Origin of the sequence: Streptomyces sp. SID13666 (assembly GCF_010548325.1) — a bacterium.
GTDB classification, from domain to species: domain Bacteria; phylum Actinomycetota; class Actinomycetes; order Streptomycetales; family Streptomycetaceae; genus Actinacidiphila; species Actinacidiphila fildesensis.
Genome location: NZ_JAAGLX010000001.1, coordinates 518,276 through 535,214, shown reverse-complemented (window position 1 = coordinate 535,214; position 16,939 = coordinate 518,276). Strand labels below are relative to the sequence as shown.

The window sequence follows — 16,939 nt, the reverse complement described above, 5'->3', positions numbered from 1 at the left end:
TCCTGCCGACACCGACCCGCCCGGCGCACCTTCTTTTCGCCCACCCGTGGCCTTCGCACCGGCGGCTGGACTTCTGCACGGCAGGCGAGAGCGGGTGTGCCTCAGCAAAGCGCTCTGCCGGCCCCTGGCCGCGTTACCGGGGCGTCAGTACGCAGAACTCGTTGCCGTCGGGATCGGTCATCGCCACCGCGCCGAGCTCGCCCTGGCCGGTGTCGGTTCGGGTCGCGCCGTGGGAGAGCAGCTGGTCGACCTCTGTCTGCCGATCGCCGTCGGTGGATGGAGCGAGGTCGAAGTGCAGGCGGTTCCTGCCTGTTCTGGGAGCCACTGGTGGGCCGCCCCAGGTGATCTTCGGGCCACCGTGCGGTGAGCGGATCGCGGTCTCCTGGTCCTGGTCCCAGACCAGCGGCCATCCCAGCGCTTCGCTCCAGAAGTACCCGACTTCCTGCGAACCGTCGCAGGCCAGGGCACCGATGAATCCGCAGTCGGCGAGGAACTTGTTGCCCGGCTCGATGACGCAGAACTCGTTGCCTTCGGGGTCGGCGAGTACCACGTGACCGTCCTCCGGGGTCTGGCCGATGTCGATGTGCCGTGCGCCAAGACCGAGCGACCTGGTCACCGTCTGCTGCTGGTCCTCCAGGGATGTACTGGTCAGATCGAAGTGCATCCGGTTCTGGCCGGCCTTCCGATCCTGACTCGGCAGGAAACGGATGCGGAACCCGGTGTCATCACTGGGCAGGAGCATGATGCCGTCGTGTGGATCGTCGACCATCTCCCAGCCCAGGACCCCGGACCAGAACCTCGCGAGCCGCAGCGGCTCGCTCGCATCGAAACAGACCGCGAACAGTTGACACGTCATACCCTGCGCATCTCCGATCACTGACCGACCGCTGTCGACAGGGCGCCTTTGTCAGCCCCTCGAACGGGAGCCTATGGGCGACCCCACGTCACCCGCATCCAGGTTTTCGCCCGCACGCCCTGGTGCAGCCGGGATGCTGAACGCGGTCAGCCCGCACCCTCGTGCGAAACGGCTCAAACCAGGACGGGTTGCGGTTCCGGTTGCTGCACCGGTGCGGCCTTCAGATCCCACAGCTTGGTGGTCCGCAGGTAGCCGTGCACCACCGACGCCATCGCGAGAAGAAGAAGCGGTCCGGACAGCCACGCGTGTTCGGCCATTTCCATCGGCAGATAGCGATACGCCACCAGGAGCCCGGCGAAGACCGCTGCGCCGTGAGCGACCAGCCGTATTCCTGACCGTTCCCAGCCACGGTCGTGCGCGCGCAGCCCTGCCTCGATCGTGAAGGCGAACACCACGCCGGCAACGAGATCCGCACCGTAGTGATAACCGAATCCCAGCGTCGCGCAGAGCGTGGCGATCAGCCAGAACGTGCCCGCGTAACGCAGAGAGCGCGGGCCCTTGCGGGAATGAATGAAGATCGCGGTGGCCCACGCTGTGTGCAGGCTGGGCATGCAGTTGCGGGGGGTGACCGCGTCGAAGAGCACCGGGTGCGGGGCGGCGATCGGCGGCAGTGTGTTCGGCCACAGGTTGGCCAGCGCCCAGTGCTCGCCGCCGCCGGCGCCGATGCCGACGCCGTAGGCGTAGATCGGTCCGACGACCGGGAAGAGCATGTAGATGGCCGGCCCGAGCAGGCCGATGACGAGGAAGGTGCGCACCAGATGATGGCGCGGGAAGCGGCGCTCGGTCGCCACATGGCGCAGCTGGTACAGCGCGACGAGGACAGCGGCCACCGCGAGCTGAATGTAGACGGCGTCGAGAAGATGGGTGCCGATCGGGCCGCTGGCCCTGACGATCCGGCCCATCAGCCACGACGGATTGCCCAGCGCGCGATCGGCGGTCGCCACGTACTGGTCGAGCACCATCGGGCGGGTCTTCGACGTGATGAGTAGCCAGGCATCGCCGGTCTTGCGGCCGGTCACCAGCAGCAGGCCCAGCCCGACGCCCTTCAGCAGCAGGACACGTTCCCGGCCGGTGCGACGCGTGACAGCGATGACCCCATAGCTCAAAAGCACCCACAACGCGCCGTTGCCGAAGGTCAGCCTGGAGTCGGCCGTCCACCGCACCAGGAAGAAGACGACGTCGATGCCGAGCGCGGCACCGAGCGCGATGAACCGTTGCCGCCAGGTGAGCACCAGCATCATCAACGCCATGCCGGCGTACAGCAGCGGCCCCGATTTGGGGCCGAATATCAACTCCTGCACCTGGTTGGTGATCGGCCCCCGCAGGCCGTAGCGGCGCGCGGTGATCTCCAGCGCGATGAGGAACGCGAGGGCCGCCACACTCACCGCGGCCCACAGCATCACCCGCGGTTGGCGCCATGCGGCGAACGCAATTCTGGAGTTAATTCGTGAAAACATGCGCGATGCTATAGATATCAATTGTTTGGCCGATTTGTTAGATGTAAATAAAGACGCTCTTTGTGCTGGTCGGTATGGCTTTCTGGTGAATGAACGGGCGATCAGGGTGATCGTCGCGCGGTCGATCATCCTATCGGAGCGGGTGCGGGTGGGTTTCACCGGTCGCGGATGAAGCGAAGGTGGGCCAAGTGGTCTCAGCGCAGTCGGCGTGCGCGCAGCACCAGGTCGTCGGTGTGGTGCGCACCGGCACCGCCGTCGGGTGCGAGGCGCGGCCGCTGCTCATCCACCTCCACCTCCCAGTCGTCGTCGAGCAGGGCAGCGACCATCTGGGGCCAGACGTAGTCGGCCGGGTCGAAGCCGCTGTCGTCCGGGTGCTGGGTGTCCATGCCCGCGTGGTGCACGAGCAGCAGCACGCCGCCGGGCGCGACGGCCGCGAGCATCGCTCGCTCGGCCGCGGCGTCGGGGGTGCGCAGCAGGGCGGGGTACTGGGCGGAGACCAGGTCGAAGGAGCCCGGTGGGAGGGCCGCGTGCGCCAGTTCGGCGTGCACCCAGCGGACGGCGAGACCGGCGTCCCGGGCGTGGCCGGCCGCCCGCTCCAGCGCCACGCTCGAGACTTCGAGCGCGGTCACGTCCCAGCCGCCGCGTGCGAGCCAGAGCGCGTCGGCTCCCTCGCCGCAGCCGACGTCGAGGACCCGCCCGGGTGTGAGATCGGCGGCCTCGGCCACGAGCGCACCGTTGGGCCGGCCGCTCCACAACTGCTGCCGGTCGGCGTACCGGCTGTCCCACTCCTCCCGTACCGCGGGGTCCCCGGCATACCCGTCGGCGGGTGCGGGAGCGTCGGACGCGGGCGAACCTGTTGCGATGTCGTCGGTCATGCGCCCACCGTCGCCCCTTGCGTCCCGCTCACGCCACTCCTGTTGCCGCCCCGGCAAAATTCCGGGCGCCCCCGTGGATCCCTCGGCCCGGGACCACATCGATCACCGTGAACCGCCGCGCCGCTCCTCGACCCTGCCGAGCGGCGCGGCGGCGGCCTCATCCTCCCGCGCGCGGTTGCCGGGTCCCAGCGGTGGGCCCGGTGGTCGGGCAGGTGACATCCGCGGCGGGCAGCCTTCCGGTGCGCAGGTAGACGTTGACCGTGTTGTCGGCGCAGGTGTTGCCGTACGCGCCGTAGATACCGTGCCGGTCGGCACCGTCGACGGTGACCAGGCGCGAACTGGGCCACGCGCGATGCATCGCCGTGGCGCCGGCATAGGGCGTACGGGGGTCGCCCGTGGCGTTGACCATCAGCGCGGGAAGGTCGTGGCGTACGACGGTGGGGCGTTCGCGTGGCCGGTCCCAGAAGGCGCAGGGGCTGATGTCGTTCGTGAACGGCCCCACCAGCGGGTGGAGCTCACGGCTGCGCTGGACGTCACGCCAGTAGACCTCCGGGTTGCGCGGGGCTGCCACGTCACCGCAGAGGATCGCGGTCTGCACGCTGCCGTAGGCCGATGCCTCGTCGCCTCCCTTCAGCAGGAAATCCAGCGCCTCCGCGAAGTCGGCGTCGGGCTCGGCCCGTCGCCCTTCCGCCGCCTGCTCCAGGGTGCGGATCGAGGAGGCGAACGACCGCCGCGCCTGCTCCGTATCGTCCGACAGACCGTTGAAGACGACGAACGGCACAATGTGTTCGTCGAGCTGATAGGACACCGAGGACCCGCCACCGATCACCAGGGGCCGCTCGGTGGCGGTGCGCTGGATGCGGTCGATCGTGCCCAGGACGGCGTCACGGGTCGTGCCCAGGCCGTATGCGGAATCGTGCTCGGCGGCCCATGCGGCCCAGTGGCTCAGCGCCGTCTCGTTGGCGGTCTCGGTGCCGACCAGCAGCCGGGGGCCGTACCGGGACGGGTCGATCACGCCGTCGAGGATCATCCGGTCGGTGCGGCCGGGGAACATCGTCGAGTAGACCTCGCCGAGGTAACTGCCGTACGAGTAGCCGAGATAGGAGACGCGGCGCTCGCCGAGGGCGCCACGGACGACGTCCATGTCGCGGGCGGTGTTGCGGGTGGTGATGTACGGCAGCACGTCCGCGTTCGTCGTCCGGCAGCGGTCGGCCAGGTCCCGTTGGAACGCCGTCACGCGGTCGAACCCGGCGCGGTCCGAACCTGCCCAGCGGAAGGGGCTGCCGGTGGGCCATCCGCAGTCCAGCGGAGTGCTGCGGCCGACGAACCGGGGATCCATGCCCACGATGTCGTAGCGACCGCCCACGTCCTTCATCGCGTCGTGCACCCAGGGCGGGTCGCCGATGTCCTGTCCGCCGGGGCCGCCCGTGTTGAGCAGCAGGGAGCCGATGCGGTGAGCGGTGTCGGTGGCCTTGATCCGCGAGACGGCGACGGTGATCGTACAGCCGCCGGGATCGGCGTAGTCGAGTGGCACGATGACGTCCGCGCAGCGGGCCCCGGCCTTCTCCAGCTCCTTGCCGGTGGCGTCGTCGGGGCCGAGGACACAGCTCTTCCAGGCCAACGACTGGTGTTCGTAGCGGTCGAGTCCGGCGGCGGTCGTCGGGGCGGCGGCCGGGGGGTGCGAGACGGCGGCGGGTGGGGCCGACGCTGACGCCGGCGTACCCGCCGCCAGCACGAACGCGGCAGCAAGGGTCGCCGTCACTGTGCGCGGATTGTTCACAAGTCCCATGCACACGACGCTAGGCCGAGCCGGTCGCCGGCTCACTCCGGCCAGCTCCCGGCCGCACCTGGTGCCAACCCCACCGCCGTTGATCGGGACATCCCCCGGCAGGTGACCCTGGACTCCGCGGCACAACGCCGGCCCAGTCCGGTGGCCTGGGCCGGCGTTCACCTCACACCGGTATCGGCGTCTTGAGATGAGTGGTGGTCACCTTGGCGGTCCAACCGGGCTCGGCGGTGACCATCACGCCGGGAATGGGGTGGTCGGCGGGAAAGGCCTGTGCCGTTCCAGCGCCTCGCCCCGCGGTGTCGACCGTGGCGGCGGTGTGCCGCCCGTGCGGGGACCGGCCAGGGTGCGGTCCGCCGGGACCGCACCCTGGCGCACGGCCCAGCCCATCGAAGGGCGCGCGCCGCCGGGCTGGCTACCGCACCGTGATGGTGGTCAGACGCGTCATCTCCGGCCGCGCGAGGTAGGTCCTGAATGCACCGAGGTCGATGGCACCGGCCGTCAGCTGGAGGGTGCCCCCTGAGAAGCCCAGTTCCTCCACCGAGAAGGTGCCCCACACGGCGGCGGCGAACGCGGCCGCCAGGGCCGTGGCCCGTTCGGCGAACTTGAACTGGCCGGCGAGTTCGATGACCTGGACCGGTTTCTCCTTGCTCCAGTCCCTGCAGGCCCGCCAGTTGTCCGTGTCCGGGTCGTCCCAGAAGTCCGCGAAGGGATCGGTCGCGAAGATGTCCTCACTCTCCGAGGACGACGAACTCGCCACGACTGCGGCCTTCGGCGCCGCCTCGACCGCGGTCCGCTGCGCCCGGCGCACGACGGCCAGCTCGGCGGCGCGGTGGTCGGCCAGCCAGGCGGCCAGCGGGTCCGCCTCGGTATCGGGTGTGACCTGCGCCTTCCAGGCCGCCGGGTCCTTCGTCCTGGTCATGATGCCCAGCAGCCGCTGGGCGTCCGGGTTGCCCTCGAGGCGCTTCCACAGCGCCAGGCAGGCCGCCGGGCCGGCGGTGTGACCGAACGCCATGCAGGCGTTGAAGGAGTCCACATAGCTCGGGGAGAGCTGGGCCTCCGCCTCGCCGAATTCGGTGAGCGGAGACCGGTAGGAAGCGCCCGTGAACCAGCCGACCGGCTGATCGTGGGAGTCCCAGCCCTGCTGGTACACGTCGATGACGGGCACGATGTGGGTCGACCAGAACTTGAGCAGGTGGTTCCCGGTGGCCTGCGCCCGCTCCTGCGAGGTGAGGGCCGCCCAGCCGGCGCGGCGCTCGGCCGTGCCGGCGGTGAAGTAGGAGGCGACGAAGCGGTCCAGCGCGGTCACGGGCGCGGGAACGGCGGCCGGAGCGGGTTCCGTCCGCAGTCGCTTGGTCACCCTCGCGCGCGACTTCTCCGTCAGACCGTACAGATAGTTGAGGAAGTCCCACGCGCTCAGCGAGCCGCGGTACTGGCGGGCGTCGTGCAGGATCAGCAGGGACTCCAGCTTCTTGGAGGAGGCCAGGATGAACGACGCCTCGCGGGCGCCCGGGGCGGTGGAGGCGAGCTTGTGGAACGCGGGGATCGCCACGTCCGGGGACTTCGTCATCCGCTCGAACCAGACCTTGGCCTCGTCGATGTAGCGCGCCAGGTGGGCGTTCGGCTCCGCGTAGGTGTCGGTCGCCGGGAACGTGGTCGTCATCTTGCTCTGCCCCGACTCGCTCGCCTTCCCCACGCAGAAGGCGAGCCGGATGTCGGTGTCATGGACCCGGCCCAGGATGCCGTCACACTGATGCCGGCCGCCCGTGCAGCCCTTGAGGTCCGTGCAGAGCTGGGTCTCGTTCCCGAACCCCTCGGTGAAGCCGATGTAGATGATCGTGTTCTTCGAGGAGTCGACGGTGCGCATCCGCTGGTACTCGGGATGGGTGAGCGGACCGATCCGGTAGTTGTGGACCTTCGAGGTCTTCCCGGCCGTCGCGTCGAAGGTGGTCGGCGGCTCGAAGCCCCCTTGTGTGGACAGGACCGCCATGCCGATGGTGATGGCCAGCAGGGTGTTGACCTCTGCGTAGATGCCGATTCTGCTGCCGGTCGGGACGAAAGTGTCGGGCTCGCTGTAATTCCCGTGGCCCATGATGAAGGTGGTCACCTGCTACTCCCCCGGTTTGTGACTACCGGCCCGCCGAGCGGGCCCCCACGGAGCAATGTACGCGAACCAGCCCACAACGTACGGGAGTTGGAGCCAATTGACCAGCTCCGCCCGGGTACGGGCCGTCCGGCGAAAGTGGTTTGCCGACCGGGTGTCGCGTGGGTAGCGTCGCCGCCCGTGACCCCTACGCTGCGCACCGAGCGACTGCTCCTGGAACCGTATGTCCCCGAGGACGAAGAGGGCTTCGTCGCACTGTTCCAGGACACCAGGGTGTCGCAGTGGATGGGTGACGGCCCCGCCTCCGAAGCGGCGGACCGGGCCCTGTTCGGGCGGATCTTCACGAAGGTCTATGCCCAGGAGTTGTTCGATGTCTGGGCCGTCCGTCGGAACGGGCTCCTGGTCGGGCATGCCGAGATCAAGCCGACCGAGGTTTCCGGAGGCCACGAGATCATCTACGCTCTGGCGCCGGCGGCCTGGGGGTCAGGCCTGGGAACCGAACTGGCGGAAGCGATCACCGCCTACGGCTTCGGCACCCTCGGACTGACCAGGGTTCACGCCACCGTAGCCGCGACCAACAAGGCCTCACTGACCCTGCTGGACAGAATCGGCTTCAAGCATGTCCGGGACGTCACCGAGGACGACGGCAGCACCACCCGCGTGTTGGTCCGCCCTCTCCACGCGAGCGACACGTCACCCGTCGCACGATAGCGACGGGCGAGCGCGCGGCCACGACCGCCTGCCCCGGTTCAGCCGACACCGACGGTCTGCCGCTCGGGCTCGATCACGGCCACGACGCGCTCCTGTCCTCGGGAGTACGGCGCACCGGTGTACTTCGTCGAGATCCGGTCGATGATCGCCCAGGCCGCATCTCCCTCGATCCATTCGACGACGCCACGGCCGGCGACAAGGCGACGGCCTCCGGTCCGAGCTGACGAGCGGCGTCCGGGATCGCGATAGGCCTCACCGCACGAGCGACGGCCCGCCTGCTGCCTCGGGATATCCACAGCTACGGCGGGCCGACGCTCGATCAGTACGGTCCCCGGCGTCGGGCCGGCTCCGCCGGCCACCTCGGGGATGCGGTCCCCTCAGTCGTCCTCGGACGTCGTCCCCGGCGCCTCGTCGGCGCGGGACCGTTCCGACTCGTCCCCCTCGTCGGCCAGGTCCGCCTGATCCGGAGGATCACTGGTCCGCGCGACAGGCGGCGTCGGCGCCGTGATCGTCTGCGGTTCATCGGAGCCCGGGCGCGTGCTCGGCTGGGAGCCGGGAGCGTGGGGCGTCTTCGTTTCGTCGTCAGGATTCGCCATGAATGACGTGTTCCCACTTTTTCCTGTTCAAACGCCCCGCGGTGCGCCGTCCCGGTGATGCAGCGGCCGGTGCCGCGACGACACGACCCAGGCCCGGCGGGCGTCGGCGAGCTGGGCGGGACGGCGCCGAACCACCAGGCCCTTGACCAGCTCGCCAGCGCCGCCTACGGCCTCAGTGCCGCCGACTCCCGACTGCGCGGTCGCGCCACGCGCACCCCCGGCGCGCTCTCCCTCACCCATGCGCGAGCCCTGCGCGTCCTCGCCGATCAGGGGCCGCTGCCGGTCGGCCGGCTGGCCGCCGCCACCGAGACCACCGGGGCCGCCGCCACGCAACTGGTCAACGGCCTCGCCGCAGCCGGCTACGTCACTCGCGAACGCCCCGCGGGCGACAAGCGATCGGTCACGGTCGCCCTCACCGACAGCGGCCGCCTTCTGCACCAGGAGCGCCAGGCCGCCCTGACCCAGGCCCTCGACACCGCACTCGCCCACCACGGCACCGCCGCCCTTGGCACCGCGACCGACGTACTGCGGGAGCTGGTCACCATCCACGACCGACTGTGACGACAACAACGCCTCCCGCCGAGGACCGTGGGCGAGAGACGTGGCGCTGTCGCCGCGGTCAGCGCACCAGGGGGAGGAAGACCGTGTCGACGATCTCTTCGAGGACGTGGTCGGGTACGGGGGCGAAGGTCGTGAGGACCTCCTGGCGCAGCAGGTCGAAGGGAAGGGACTTGATGCGTTCGGTGAGGAGTTCCGGCTTGATCTCCCCGCGGTCGACGGCACGGTCGAAGAGCACGTCGACGGAGTTCTCACGCCCTGTCGCGAGGAGGTCCCGGGGGCTGGTTCCCGTCTCCTGGTAGTAGCCGGCCAGGTGCACGCTCATGACGGTGATGAACTGGACGCGGGTGGCGTTGATCTCCCGCATGAGGGTGAGGACGTCCCCCCGCAGGCTTCCCGTGTCGGGAACGTCGAGGCGGTTCTCCTCCAGACTGCGGATGATGGTCGCCCGGACCAGCTCGTCGCGGTCGGACCAGCGGCGGTAGAGAACGGGCGGACTGGTGCCCGCGCGCTGAACGACCGCGTCCATGGTGAAACTGGCGTACCCGTTGGCCACCAGTTCTTCCCAGGCCGCATCGAGGAGCGCTTTCTCCAGTGCCGCTCCGCGGCGTCGCTCGGGCATCCATACCTCCTTGGATAGACTTGCCTATCTTATTCTAGCGCCCTACTCTGGCATCCGTAAGATAGACCTCTATATCTTAGGTGGCCGTTCATGAGTACTCCCCACGGGACCGGAACCGCACTCGCGGCGGCGGACCCCTCTCCTGGCTCGCCCCGGTCGTTGCGCGAGGCCTGGGTGGCCTTGGCCGGACTGTCGGCAGTGTTTCTGTTCGAGATGCTGGACAACTCGATCCTGAACGTCGCGTTGCCCACGATCGGACGCGATCTGCACGCTTCGACGATCGCGCTGCAGTGGGTGACAGGCGCCTACGCCGTCGTGTTCGGCGGGTTGATGCTGGCGTGCGGCGCGATCGCCGACCGGTTCGGCAGGCGACGGATCATGCTCATCGGGCTGGTTCTGCTCGGCGTGGCGAGCCTGGCGACCGCCTTTGTCTCCACTGTGGAGCAACTCATCGCCGTCCGGGTGGCGATGGGGGTCGCGGCCGCGATGACGACCCCGGGATCGATGGCGCTGGCATTCCGGCTGTTCGACGAGGACGGTATGCGTGTCCGTGCGACCACCCTCATCTCGACCGTGGGTCTGGTGGGGCTCGCGATCGGCCCGACCGTGGGTGGCTTCGTGCTGGCGATCGCGCCATGGCAGGTCCTGCTGCTGGTGAACGTGCCGATCGCCGTGCTCGCATTCATCGGTGTGCGGTCCGGTATCGCCGCGGACGTCGCGGCCGATCTGCACCGCGATCCGGTGGACATCGCAGGTGCGGTGCTGGGTACGGCGACGATCGTGCTCGCGCTCGTCGCACCGACGCTGTTCGTCCACCAGGGCGCCGCATCGTGGATCCCGTGGGCGACCACGGCAGCGGCCGTCGTGGCTGCGATGCTCTTCGTCCTCCGCGAGCACTCGGCGCGTTACCCGCTCCTCGACCTCGAACTCGTTGCTCACCCTCTGGTGTCCAGCGGCCTGGCGTTCAAGGCCGCGGCCGGGCTGGCCACCGCCGGCCTCGGATACCTGGTGACGCTGCAGCTGCAGCTCGACTGGGGGTGGACGCCCGCACTCGCCGCTCTCGGAATGCTGCCGCAGGTCATCGTCCTCGTCGCGGGCGGCGCGTTCGTCAATCCGTTCGTGCAACGGGTCGGCCTCGAACGGGCCGCATGGCTCAGTGCCGCAGCGGTCGTGTTCGGGCTCGCCGTCTACGGTCTGCTGGGCAGGTTCGGATATGTGTGGGTCGCGATCGCACTCGTGCTCGTGGCAGCGGGAATGCGCGTGGTCGGCGTGGTCGCCGGAGTCAACGTGCTCCGTGGTCTGCCGAAGAATCGCACCACGATCGGCGCTGCCCTCGTCGACACTGCCACCGAAGTCACCTCCGGAATCGCCATCGCCGTCACCGGCACCATCCTCGCGGCCCTGTTCACCGGCAACCTCGCCACAGCGAACTGGAGCACGCAACAGACCGCGGAATTCGAGGAGGCGGTCACGATCGCGGGCCTCACGCTCACCGTCGTGGCCGCAGCACTCGTCGGCTGGGGAATCGTCCGTACGCGACGCGTCACGAACGGCCGGGTGACCACCTCCGCCGACGACGCGATCGGCGAGAAGGCCACGGCATGATGCGTCGATCGGGAGAACCGGCGCGGACCGACCGCCGCCGGGTCCTGGTCGCCCATCGATCCGTACGGCACGCTCCGACGAAGCTCCGACGCGACACCCTCCAGCGGGCCGTGCCTACTGCCCTTCGTGGTACCGGTCCCCCGCCGGACCGGCCATGCTGCGCAGGACGGCGGCGCTGTCGGCGTCCGCCGGATAGTAGGACTCGATCGAGATCTCTTCGAGCGTGATGTCCTGAGGGGTTCCGAACGTCGTGATGGTCGAGAAGAGTCGCACCTCGTCTCCGTCCAGCCGGAAGACCATCGGAATCGCCACCTCGGACTCCAGCCCAGGGGTTGATCCGGCAGGCTCGTCGTCCGCGAAGAACTCGTCGTACAGGGCGCCGATCACCGGATCACCGGTCCTGGCGACCTGGCGGGACAACCGGGCGCGAAAGAACGAGCGAACGTCCGCCAGGTTCACGATCCGGGAGGCGAGACCCCGTGGATCGAGCCCCAGCCGCACCATGTTGACCGGAGCGACAAGGAGTTCAGGGGCGACGTCGGCGAGGAAGTGCGCGACCGGTGCGTTGGTCATCAGAATGTTCCAACGCCGGTCCACGACCAGGGCCGGATAGGGCTCGTGCGCCTGCAGCACCCTGGCCACGGCGTCCCGAACGGCCGACATGTCCGGCTCGTCGAGCGGCCGTTCGCGATAGCGGGGCGCGAACCCGGCCGCCACCAGCAGCCGGTTGCGATGCCGCAGCGGCACCTCCAGCTGAGCGGCGAGCCGCAGCACCATGTCGGCGCTGGGCCGGGATCGGCCGGTCTCGATGAGGCTGACGTACCGGGGCGAAACTCCCGCCGCCAGCGCGAGATCGAGCTGGCTCAGCCGTCGGCTGTGGCGCCACTCGCGCAACAGGCCCCCGACCGTCTCCACAGCGCCGACCCTAGTCGTACCCTCCGACCACGGTCCATGAACTGCGAGTTCATCGACAGTCCCCGACCACCCCAGCACACTCGGGGACATGAGCACTGACTACAAGGAACTGGTCCTCACCTGCCTGGCGCGGTACGGCAAAGGCGACCTCGATGCCGTCGCGCCGCTCCTGCGCGACGACTACACGGATCACGGGCTGCCGTTCCGGACCACCACGAAAGCGGATTGGATCGCGGCAGCACGGAAGCTGCCCCTCACCGACATGCGGATCGACATCCGCCGCCTCGTGGCAGAAGGCGACTACGTGACGATGTTCTCCCGGCGGTGGCTGCCCGGAGGCGGGCTCGACATCGCGGTGGCCGATGTCTTTCGCCTCCAGGACGGCCTGATCGCCGAGCGGTGGGAGATCGTCGAACCGATCACGGCAGATGCTCCAGATCCGGTGGCGACTTTGTAGCCCAGGGGGCCAGACCCGGTACAGGCCCGCAACCCCGTGCGTCACCGACTCGCGGCAGGGTGCGGGCGACCGTCGGCCGGGCCGGCAGGGGCATCCACCCGGTCGGTGCGCCGGTACCGCCACCACGGCGCGAGCTGTACGGCGCCGAAGGCCACCTCGACGACGAAGAACAGCCAGAGCAACCGCATGGCACCGTGGGTCAGTGCGTACGCCTGCCACGCCGCGAACAGCGTGCGCGCGGCGCCGTCGAACAACCCGTGCACCGGCAGCGGCCGGACGATGCGCAGGACGGCCCAGACGACCACGACCGAACCCATCAGATTCGCGTACAGGGTCTGTACCGGGTCGAGTTCGGGCAGGTGGCCCATCCCGAGCGTGTCGCCCAGTGATGACAGCGCATTGTGCAGCAGCGCGTACGTCCACGGTGTCGCGAATCCTGCCGTGACGACGAGGTCGTACCAGGCGCTCGCCCGTACGACGTGAAGGTAGGACGGGCGTGCGGGGGTGAGGTGAGGGATCACGGTGAGGCTCCTGCTGTTCTTGGGGCAGCGACACCTCACGCTAAACAGTGGAGTACGGTCCAAGGTCAAGCCCATCGTGCGACGGAGGACCATGCGTATCGGAGAGCTGGCCGCGCAGGCGGGCATGACCAGGGACACCATCCGGTTCTACGAAAAGGTCGGCCTCGTCCAGGGCCGGCGGTTGCCCAACGGCTACCGCGACTTCCCGCCCGAGACGGTCGCCTGGCTGCACTACGTCCGCACCGCGCAGACGCTCGGGTTCTCCCTCGCGGAGATCGCACGGACCGGCGAGGAGCTACGCGAGCGTCCGGATACCGCGGAAGCGCTGTCGGCGCTGTTCGAGGAGAAGCTCCACGTCGTCGACGCCCGCATGGCTGAACTCGCGGCCCTGCGGGCCGAACTGGCCGCGCGCGTGGGCACCGGCTGCCCGCTACGGGCAGCACAGGGCTGATCCATCGCCAACCCTGCCCGCGGAAGTGCTGCCTTCCTCGATGGCACGACGAGGGAGCACCGCCGGGCCCAGGCGTCGCGCTCCGGGCATGGAGCCCGCAGAATGGAAGGTGGGGAGCTCGCCGGTCGAGGAGTGAGCGCAATGTGGCGACCCGATGGCTGGGACGTACGGGTGCGCCTCGGCGTACTGACACCGCACGCCGACGTGGGACCGGAGTCGGAGCTGCGCGCGATGGCCCCACCCGACGTGGGCATTCACGCCGCCCGGGTGCCGTTCGGCGGTATACGGCAGGGCGGTGCCATGGACCCGACGATCCCGCTCGCCCCGGTCCGGGCCTTCGCTGATCCGCCGGATGTCGACGACGCCACCGAACAGCTCGCCACCGCGCCCGTAGCGGCCGTCGCTTTCGGGTTCACCAGCTCCGCGTACGTCATCGGTGCGGACGGCGAAGCAGCGATGCTCAGGCGCCTTTCGGCTCGTGCCCACGGACTGCCGGTGGTCGCCACCTGCGCCGCAGCCGTCGACGCACTGCACACCCTCGGAGCCACCCGCATCTGCCTGATCGATCCGCCGTGGTTCGATACCGAACTCGACGATCTCGGCCGGACCTACTACCAGGACGCCGGATTCGACGTGGTGTTCTCCGCCCCCTGCGCGCTGCCCAGCGGACAGGCACTCATCCGGCCGGAAGACCTGCACGACTGGGCGGCCGACCACGTCCCCGAGGGCACCGAAGCCGTCGTCATCGGAGGCAACGGCTTCCGCGCCGTCGGCGCGATCGAAAACCTCGAGACCACCCTCGGCCGGCCTGTCCTCACCGCCAATCAGGTACTGCTGTGGTCGGCCCTCCGCGCGGCCCGTACGAGCACCACCGAAATCACCGGCTACGGACAACTCTTCGCAGCCTGACGCCTCCCCAACTGTCCACACCGTGGCCGCATCAGAGCCGGATTCTCACCCGAGTGCGGGGAAACCGCGCGCCTCCCTCCCCTGTTGGGCCCGTCGCACGTCGCTCCAGTCCAGCGCCGTCACCGCCTGATGCTGTACCTGTTGGGCGGCCTCCCGCGTCGCGGCCAGCACATCGCCGCGTTCTTCTATCAGGCGACCGTAGATCGGCGGGTGCTCTGTCACTTCTGCGTTGCTCATAGTGCTGGCTCCTGCCCGCGATCCGATGATCTAACGGACCGTACCCTGACGGATTCATTCCCCGCCGCGCACCTCCCACCGGGAGCACCGGTTCCGGCCCGTCAGGTCAGCCGCGCCGACTCGCGTGAGTAGCCGTACTCATGATCTCCCTCTTGTTTTCGGGCAGGCTGGGCGGACCAACCCATCGCAAGGGAGATCACGTGCGTACGACCAGCGGATCCCGTAAGACCGCGGCTGCGGGCGGCAACCGCCCGACGCGGTTCGTGCTCGGCCTCGCCATGGCCTGTGTGGCGGCCGTGGCCCTGACCGGCTGTTCCACCGAGGACGCGATCTGCGGTGGCGGCGAGTACCCGGTCCTGGCCGTGGGCACCACCGGTAAGGCCTGCGCGCCCAACGGCCAGGAGCCGCCGAAGGGGTACGTCCGTTATCCGGAGGGCAAGGTCCCCCAGCACGTCGGCGACACATGGGACACGTACTGGAACACCCACACGATCGACAAGAACGGCAACATCGTCGAGGCCTCCGCCACCGGATGACGGGGGCCACGGACCGCGCCGGCGGATCGGACGGCGCATCGGACAGCGCATCGGACGGGATCGGACGGGATCGGACGGCGGATCAGACAGCGGGCACCGGGGCGGTGGCGGCGATCAGTTGCTCGTCACGCAGGTCCTGCCAGAACGCGGCCGGGATCTTCTCGTCCAGGGCCGCCACGTCCTCGGCGATACGGCTCGGCCTGGTCGCGCCGGGGATCGCCGCGACCGTGGCGGGGTGGGCCGGCGAGAACTGGAGAGCGGCGGCCTTGATGCCGATGCCGTGCCGCTCGGTGAGCTTCTTGATGCGGGTCACCTTGTCGATGATCTCCGCGGGCGCCTTCTGGTACTCGAAGTGCTGACCGCCGGCGAGAATGCCTGAGCTGTAGGGCCCGCCGACCACCACGTCGACGTCCAAGGCTCACCTCAGCCCTCCGCAACCGCCCGGTAGGGGCGGAAGAATGCGCGCAGCTCCTCCGCGTAGAGCTCGGGCTCCTCGAAGGCGGCGAAGTGGCCACCGCGCGCGGGCTCGGTCACGCGCACGACGTTCGCCGTACGCTCCAGCCACGCCCGGGGCGGGCGCACGATGTCGCCGGGGAAGAGCGAGAAGCCCGACGGCACCTCGACCCGGCGGGCGAGCTGCGCCGGTGGGATCGCGGCGTTCGCGCGGTACATGCGCATCGACGAGCCGATGGTCCCCGTCAGCCAGTAGATCGTGAGGTTGGTGAGGATCTCGTCCTTCGTGAAGGACCGCTCGATGTCTCCGTCGCAGTCGCTCCACGCCCGGAGCTTCTCGACGATCCACGCGGCGAGACCGGCCGGCGAATCGGTGAGCCCGAAGGCGGCGGTCTGGGGCTTCGTACGGTGCATGGCGGCGTAGGCTCCCTCGGCTCCTCCCCAGGCCACAGCGCTGTCGAGCCAGGCGCGCTCCTCAGGGGCGAGGTCCGCCGGGTCCCCGGCGAAGACGGGGACACCCGCGTCCGTACGGTGGACGGCCACCATCCGGTCGGGGTGGTCGAGCGCTAGGTAGCGGCTCACATGGCTGCCGATGTCCCCACCCGCGGCGCCGAATCGCGCGTAGCCCAGAACGCTCATGAGTTCGGCCCACAGGCCGGCGACGGCGATGGAGTCGAGGGGCGGACCGGTGGGGCGGTCGGAGTACCCGTACCCCGGCATGTCGGGCACGACGACGTCGAACGCGTCAGCGGGGTCGGCGCCGTGCGCGCCCGGGTCCGTCAGGAGCGGGATGACCTTCGCGTAGCGCCAGAACGAGTCCGGCCAGCCGTGGCTGAGGACCAGCGGCAGGACGGGTCCGGCCGGCGCGACAGCGCGGACGTGAGCGAAGTGGATCCCGAGGCCGCCGAGCGGGACGCGGTAGCGGGCGAAGCGGGCGAGTGCCGCCTCCTGCGCCGGCCAGTCGAACCCGTCCGCCCAGTACGCGACGAGCTCACGGAGGTAACCGAGGTCGGAACCGAGCGACCACCCGGCGTCCTCGGGCGTGTCCGGCCAGCGCGTCGCACGCAGCCGCGCCCGGAGGTCTTCGAGCGCCCCTGGGGCGGTCTGCGGGATGAACGGCTCGGGGCGGGGCACGGCGTCCGGCATGGGCGCATGCTAACGCGGCGGAGACGACCGGGACGGGCAGGCGGGCCGATGACGACATGGAGTTACCCACGCCCTTGAACCGGT

19 protein-coding genes and 1 pseudogene are annotated in these 16,939 nt (G+C 69.6%); 7 read left to right on the top strand and 13 right to left on the bottom strand.

What is annotated here, in order from left to right; genetic code table 11:
• Positions 1–133: 133 nt before the first annotated feature.
• The 5 genes from G3I60_RS02650 to G3I60_RS02630 form a co-directional block, all read right to left on the bottom strand.
• Positions 134–856, bottom strand: coding sequence for a VOC family protein (locus tag G3I60_RS02650; RefSeq protein ID WP_164292393.1), 723 nt, complete (start codon positions 854–856; stop codon positions 134–136).
• Positions 857–1,029: 173 nt separating this feature from the next.
• A complete protein-coding gene (locus G3I60_RS02645) occupies positions 1,030–2,316 on the bottom strand; it encodes a phosphatase PAP2 family protein (protein ID WP_164292394.1) in 1,287 nt (428 codons plus the stop codon).
• Between the two features lie 251 nt (positions 2,317–2,567).
• The gene (locus tag G3I60_RS02640; protein ID WP_164292395.1) at positions 2,568–3,248 is read right to left on the bottom strand and encodes a bifunctional 2-polyprenyl-6-hydroxyphenol methylase/3-demethylubiquinol 3-O-methyltransferase UbiG; all 681 of its coding nucleotides are present in this window, start codon (positions 3,246–3,248) and stop codon (positions 2,568–2,570) included.
• Positions 3,249–3,405: 157 nt separating this feature from the next.
• The gene (locus G3I60_RS02635) at positions 3,406–5,037 is read right to left on the bottom strand and encodes an alpha/beta hydrolase (protein ID WP_164292396.1); all 1,632 of its coding nucleotides are present in this window, start codon (positions 5,035–5,037) and stop codon (positions 3,406–3,408) included.
• A 412-nt stretch (positions 5,038–5,449) separates the two neighbouring features.
• On the bottom strand, positions 5,450–7,141 hold the full coding sequence (locus G3I60_RS02630; RefSeq protein WP_164292397.1) for a putative adhesin: 1,692 nt from the start codon (positions 7,139–7,141) through the stop codon (positions 5,450–5,452).
• A gap of 177 nt (positions 7,142–7,318) precedes the next feature.
• Between G3I60_RS02630 and G3I60_RS02625 the strand changes: the two genes are divergently transcribed.
• Complete coding sequence (locus G3I60_RS02625) at positions 7,319–7,849, top strand: GNAT family N-acetyltransferase (RefSeq protein WP_164292398.1); 531 nt, start codon at positions 7,319–7,321, stop codon at positions 7,847–7,849.
• Positions 7,850–7,887: 38 nt separating this feature from the next.
• Here the strand turns inward: G3I60_RS02625 and G3I60_RS44430 are convergent, their stop codons facing one another.
• Positions 7,888–8,208 (bottom strand): hypothetical protein, encoded by a 321-nt coding sequence (locus G3I60_RS44430; protein ID WP_203671884.1) that lies wholly within the window; start codon positions 8,206–8,208, stop codon positions 7,888–7,890.
• An 18-nt stretch (positions 8,209–8,226) separates the two neighbouring features.
• The gene (locus G3I60_RS02615; protein WP_164292399.1) at positions 8,227–8,445 is read right to left on the bottom strand and encodes a hypothetical protein; all 219 of its coding nucleotides are present in this window, start codon (positions 8,443–8,445) and stop codon (positions 8,227–8,229) included.
• 69 nt (positions 8,446–8,514) lie between these two features.
• On the opposite strand from G3I60_RS02615, the gene G3I60_RS02610 reads away from it, so the two are divergent.
• Entirely contained in the window at positions 8,515–9,006 is a 492-nt protein-coding gene (locus tag G3I60_RS02610; RefSeq protein ID WP_343240767.1) for a MarR family transcriptional regulator, read from the top strand.
• A 58-nt stretch (positions 9,007–9,064) separates the two neighbouring features.
• Here G3I60_RS02610 and G3I60_RS02605 read toward each other — a convergent pair whose 3' ends face one another.
• The gene (locus G3I60_RS02605; RefSeq protein ID WP_164292401.1) at positions 9,065–9,625 is read right to left on the bottom strand and encodes a TetR/AcrR family transcriptional regulator; all 561 of its coding nucleotides are present in this window, start codon (positions 9,623–9,625) and stop codon (positions 9,065–9,067) included.
• Between the two features lie 90 nt (positions 9,626–9,715).
• On the opposite strand from G3I60_RS02605, the gene G3I60_RS02600 reads away from it, so the two are divergent.
• On the top strand, positions 9,716–11,230 hold the full coding sequence (locus G3I60_RS02600) for an MFS transporter (protein ID WP_164292402.1): 1,515 nt from the start codon (positions 9,716–9,718) through the stop codon (positions 11,228–11,230).
• A 114-nt stretch (positions 11,231–11,344) separates the two neighbouring features.
• On the opposite strand, the gene G3I60_RS02595 is transcribed toward G3I60_RS02600, so the two are convergent.
• Positions 11,345–12,145 carry a helix-turn-helix transcriptional regulator gene (locus G3I60_RS02595; protein WP_164292403.1) on the bottom strand — a complete coding sequence of 267 codons (801 nt, stop codon included), beginning with the start codon at positions 12,143–12,145 and terminating at the stop codon, positions 11,345–11,347.
• A gap of 88 nt (positions 12,146–12,233) precedes the next feature.
• Between G3I60_RS02595 and G3I60_RS02590 the strand changes: the two genes are divergently transcribed.
• On the top strand, positions 12,234–12,602 hold the full coding sequence (locus tag G3I60_RS02590; RefSeq protein ID WP_164292404.1) for a nuclear transport factor 2 family protein: 369 nt from the start codon (positions 12,234–12,236) through the stop codon (positions 12,600–12,602).
• A 41-nt stretch (positions 12,603–12,643) separates the two neighbouring features.
• Here G3I60_RS02590 and G3I60_RS02585 read toward each other — a convergent pair whose 3' ends face one another.
• Complete coding sequence (locus tag G3I60_RS02585; RefSeq protein WP_164292405.1) at positions 12,644–13,123, bottom strand: hypothetical protein; 480 nt, start codon at positions 13,121–13,123, stop codon at positions 12,644–12,646.
• A 91-nt stretch (positions 13,124–13,214) separates the two neighbouring features.
• Here G3I60_RS02585 and G3I60_RS02580 point away from each other — a divergent pair, with 91 nt between their 5' ends.
• Positions 13,215–13,574 carry a MerR family transcriptional regulator gene (locus G3I60_RS02580; protein ID WP_164292406.1) on the top strand — a complete coding sequence of 120 codons (360 nt, stop codon included), beginning with the start codon at positions 13,215–13,217 and terminating at the stop codon, positions 13,572–13,574.
• Positions 13,575–13,715: 141 nt separating this feature from the next.
• On the top strand, positions 13,716–14,483 hold the full coding sequence (locus G3I60_RS02575) for a maleate cis-trans isomerase (protein WP_164292407.1): 768 nt from the start codon (positions 13,716–13,718) through the stop codon (positions 14,481–14,483).
• A 45-nt stretch (positions 14,484–14,528) separates the two neighbouring features.
• On the opposite strand, the gene G3I60_RS02570 is transcribed toward G3I60_RS02575, so the two are convergent.
• The gene (locus G3I60_RS02570; protein ID WP_164292408.1) at positions 14,529–14,720 is read right to left on the bottom strand and encodes a hypothetical protein; all 192 of its coding nucleotides are present in this window, start codon (positions 14,718–14,720) and stop codon (positions 14,529–14,531) included.
• 278 nt (positions 14,721–14,998) lie between these two features.
• Here G3I60_RS02570 and G3I60_RS02565 point away from each other — a divergent pair, with 278 nt between their 5' ends.
• Positions 14,999–15,256, top strand: a complete 258-nt coding sequence (locus G3I60_RS02565) for an SCO0607 family lipoprotein (RefSeq protein WP_164292852.1) — start codon at positions 14,999–15,001, stop codon at positions 15,254–15,256.
• An 82-nt stretch (positions 15,257–15,338) separates the two neighbouring features.
• Here G3I60_RS02565 and G3I60_RS02560 read toward each other — a convergent pair.
• Both G3I60_RS02560 and G3I60_RS02555 read right to left on the bottom strand, forming a co-directional pair.
• Positions 15,339–15,668 (bottom strand): annotated as a pseudogene (locus G3I60_RS02560) (aldo/keto reductase); the annotation flags it as partial.
• 11 nt (positions 15,669–15,679) lie between these two features.
• Positions 15,680–16,855, bottom strand: a complete 1,176-nt coding sequence (locus G3I60_RS02555; RefSeq protein WP_164292409.1) for an epoxide hydrolase family protein — start codon at positions 16,853–16,855, stop codon at positions 15,680–15,682.
• Between the last annotated feature and the right edge of the window lie 84 nt (positions 16,856–16,939).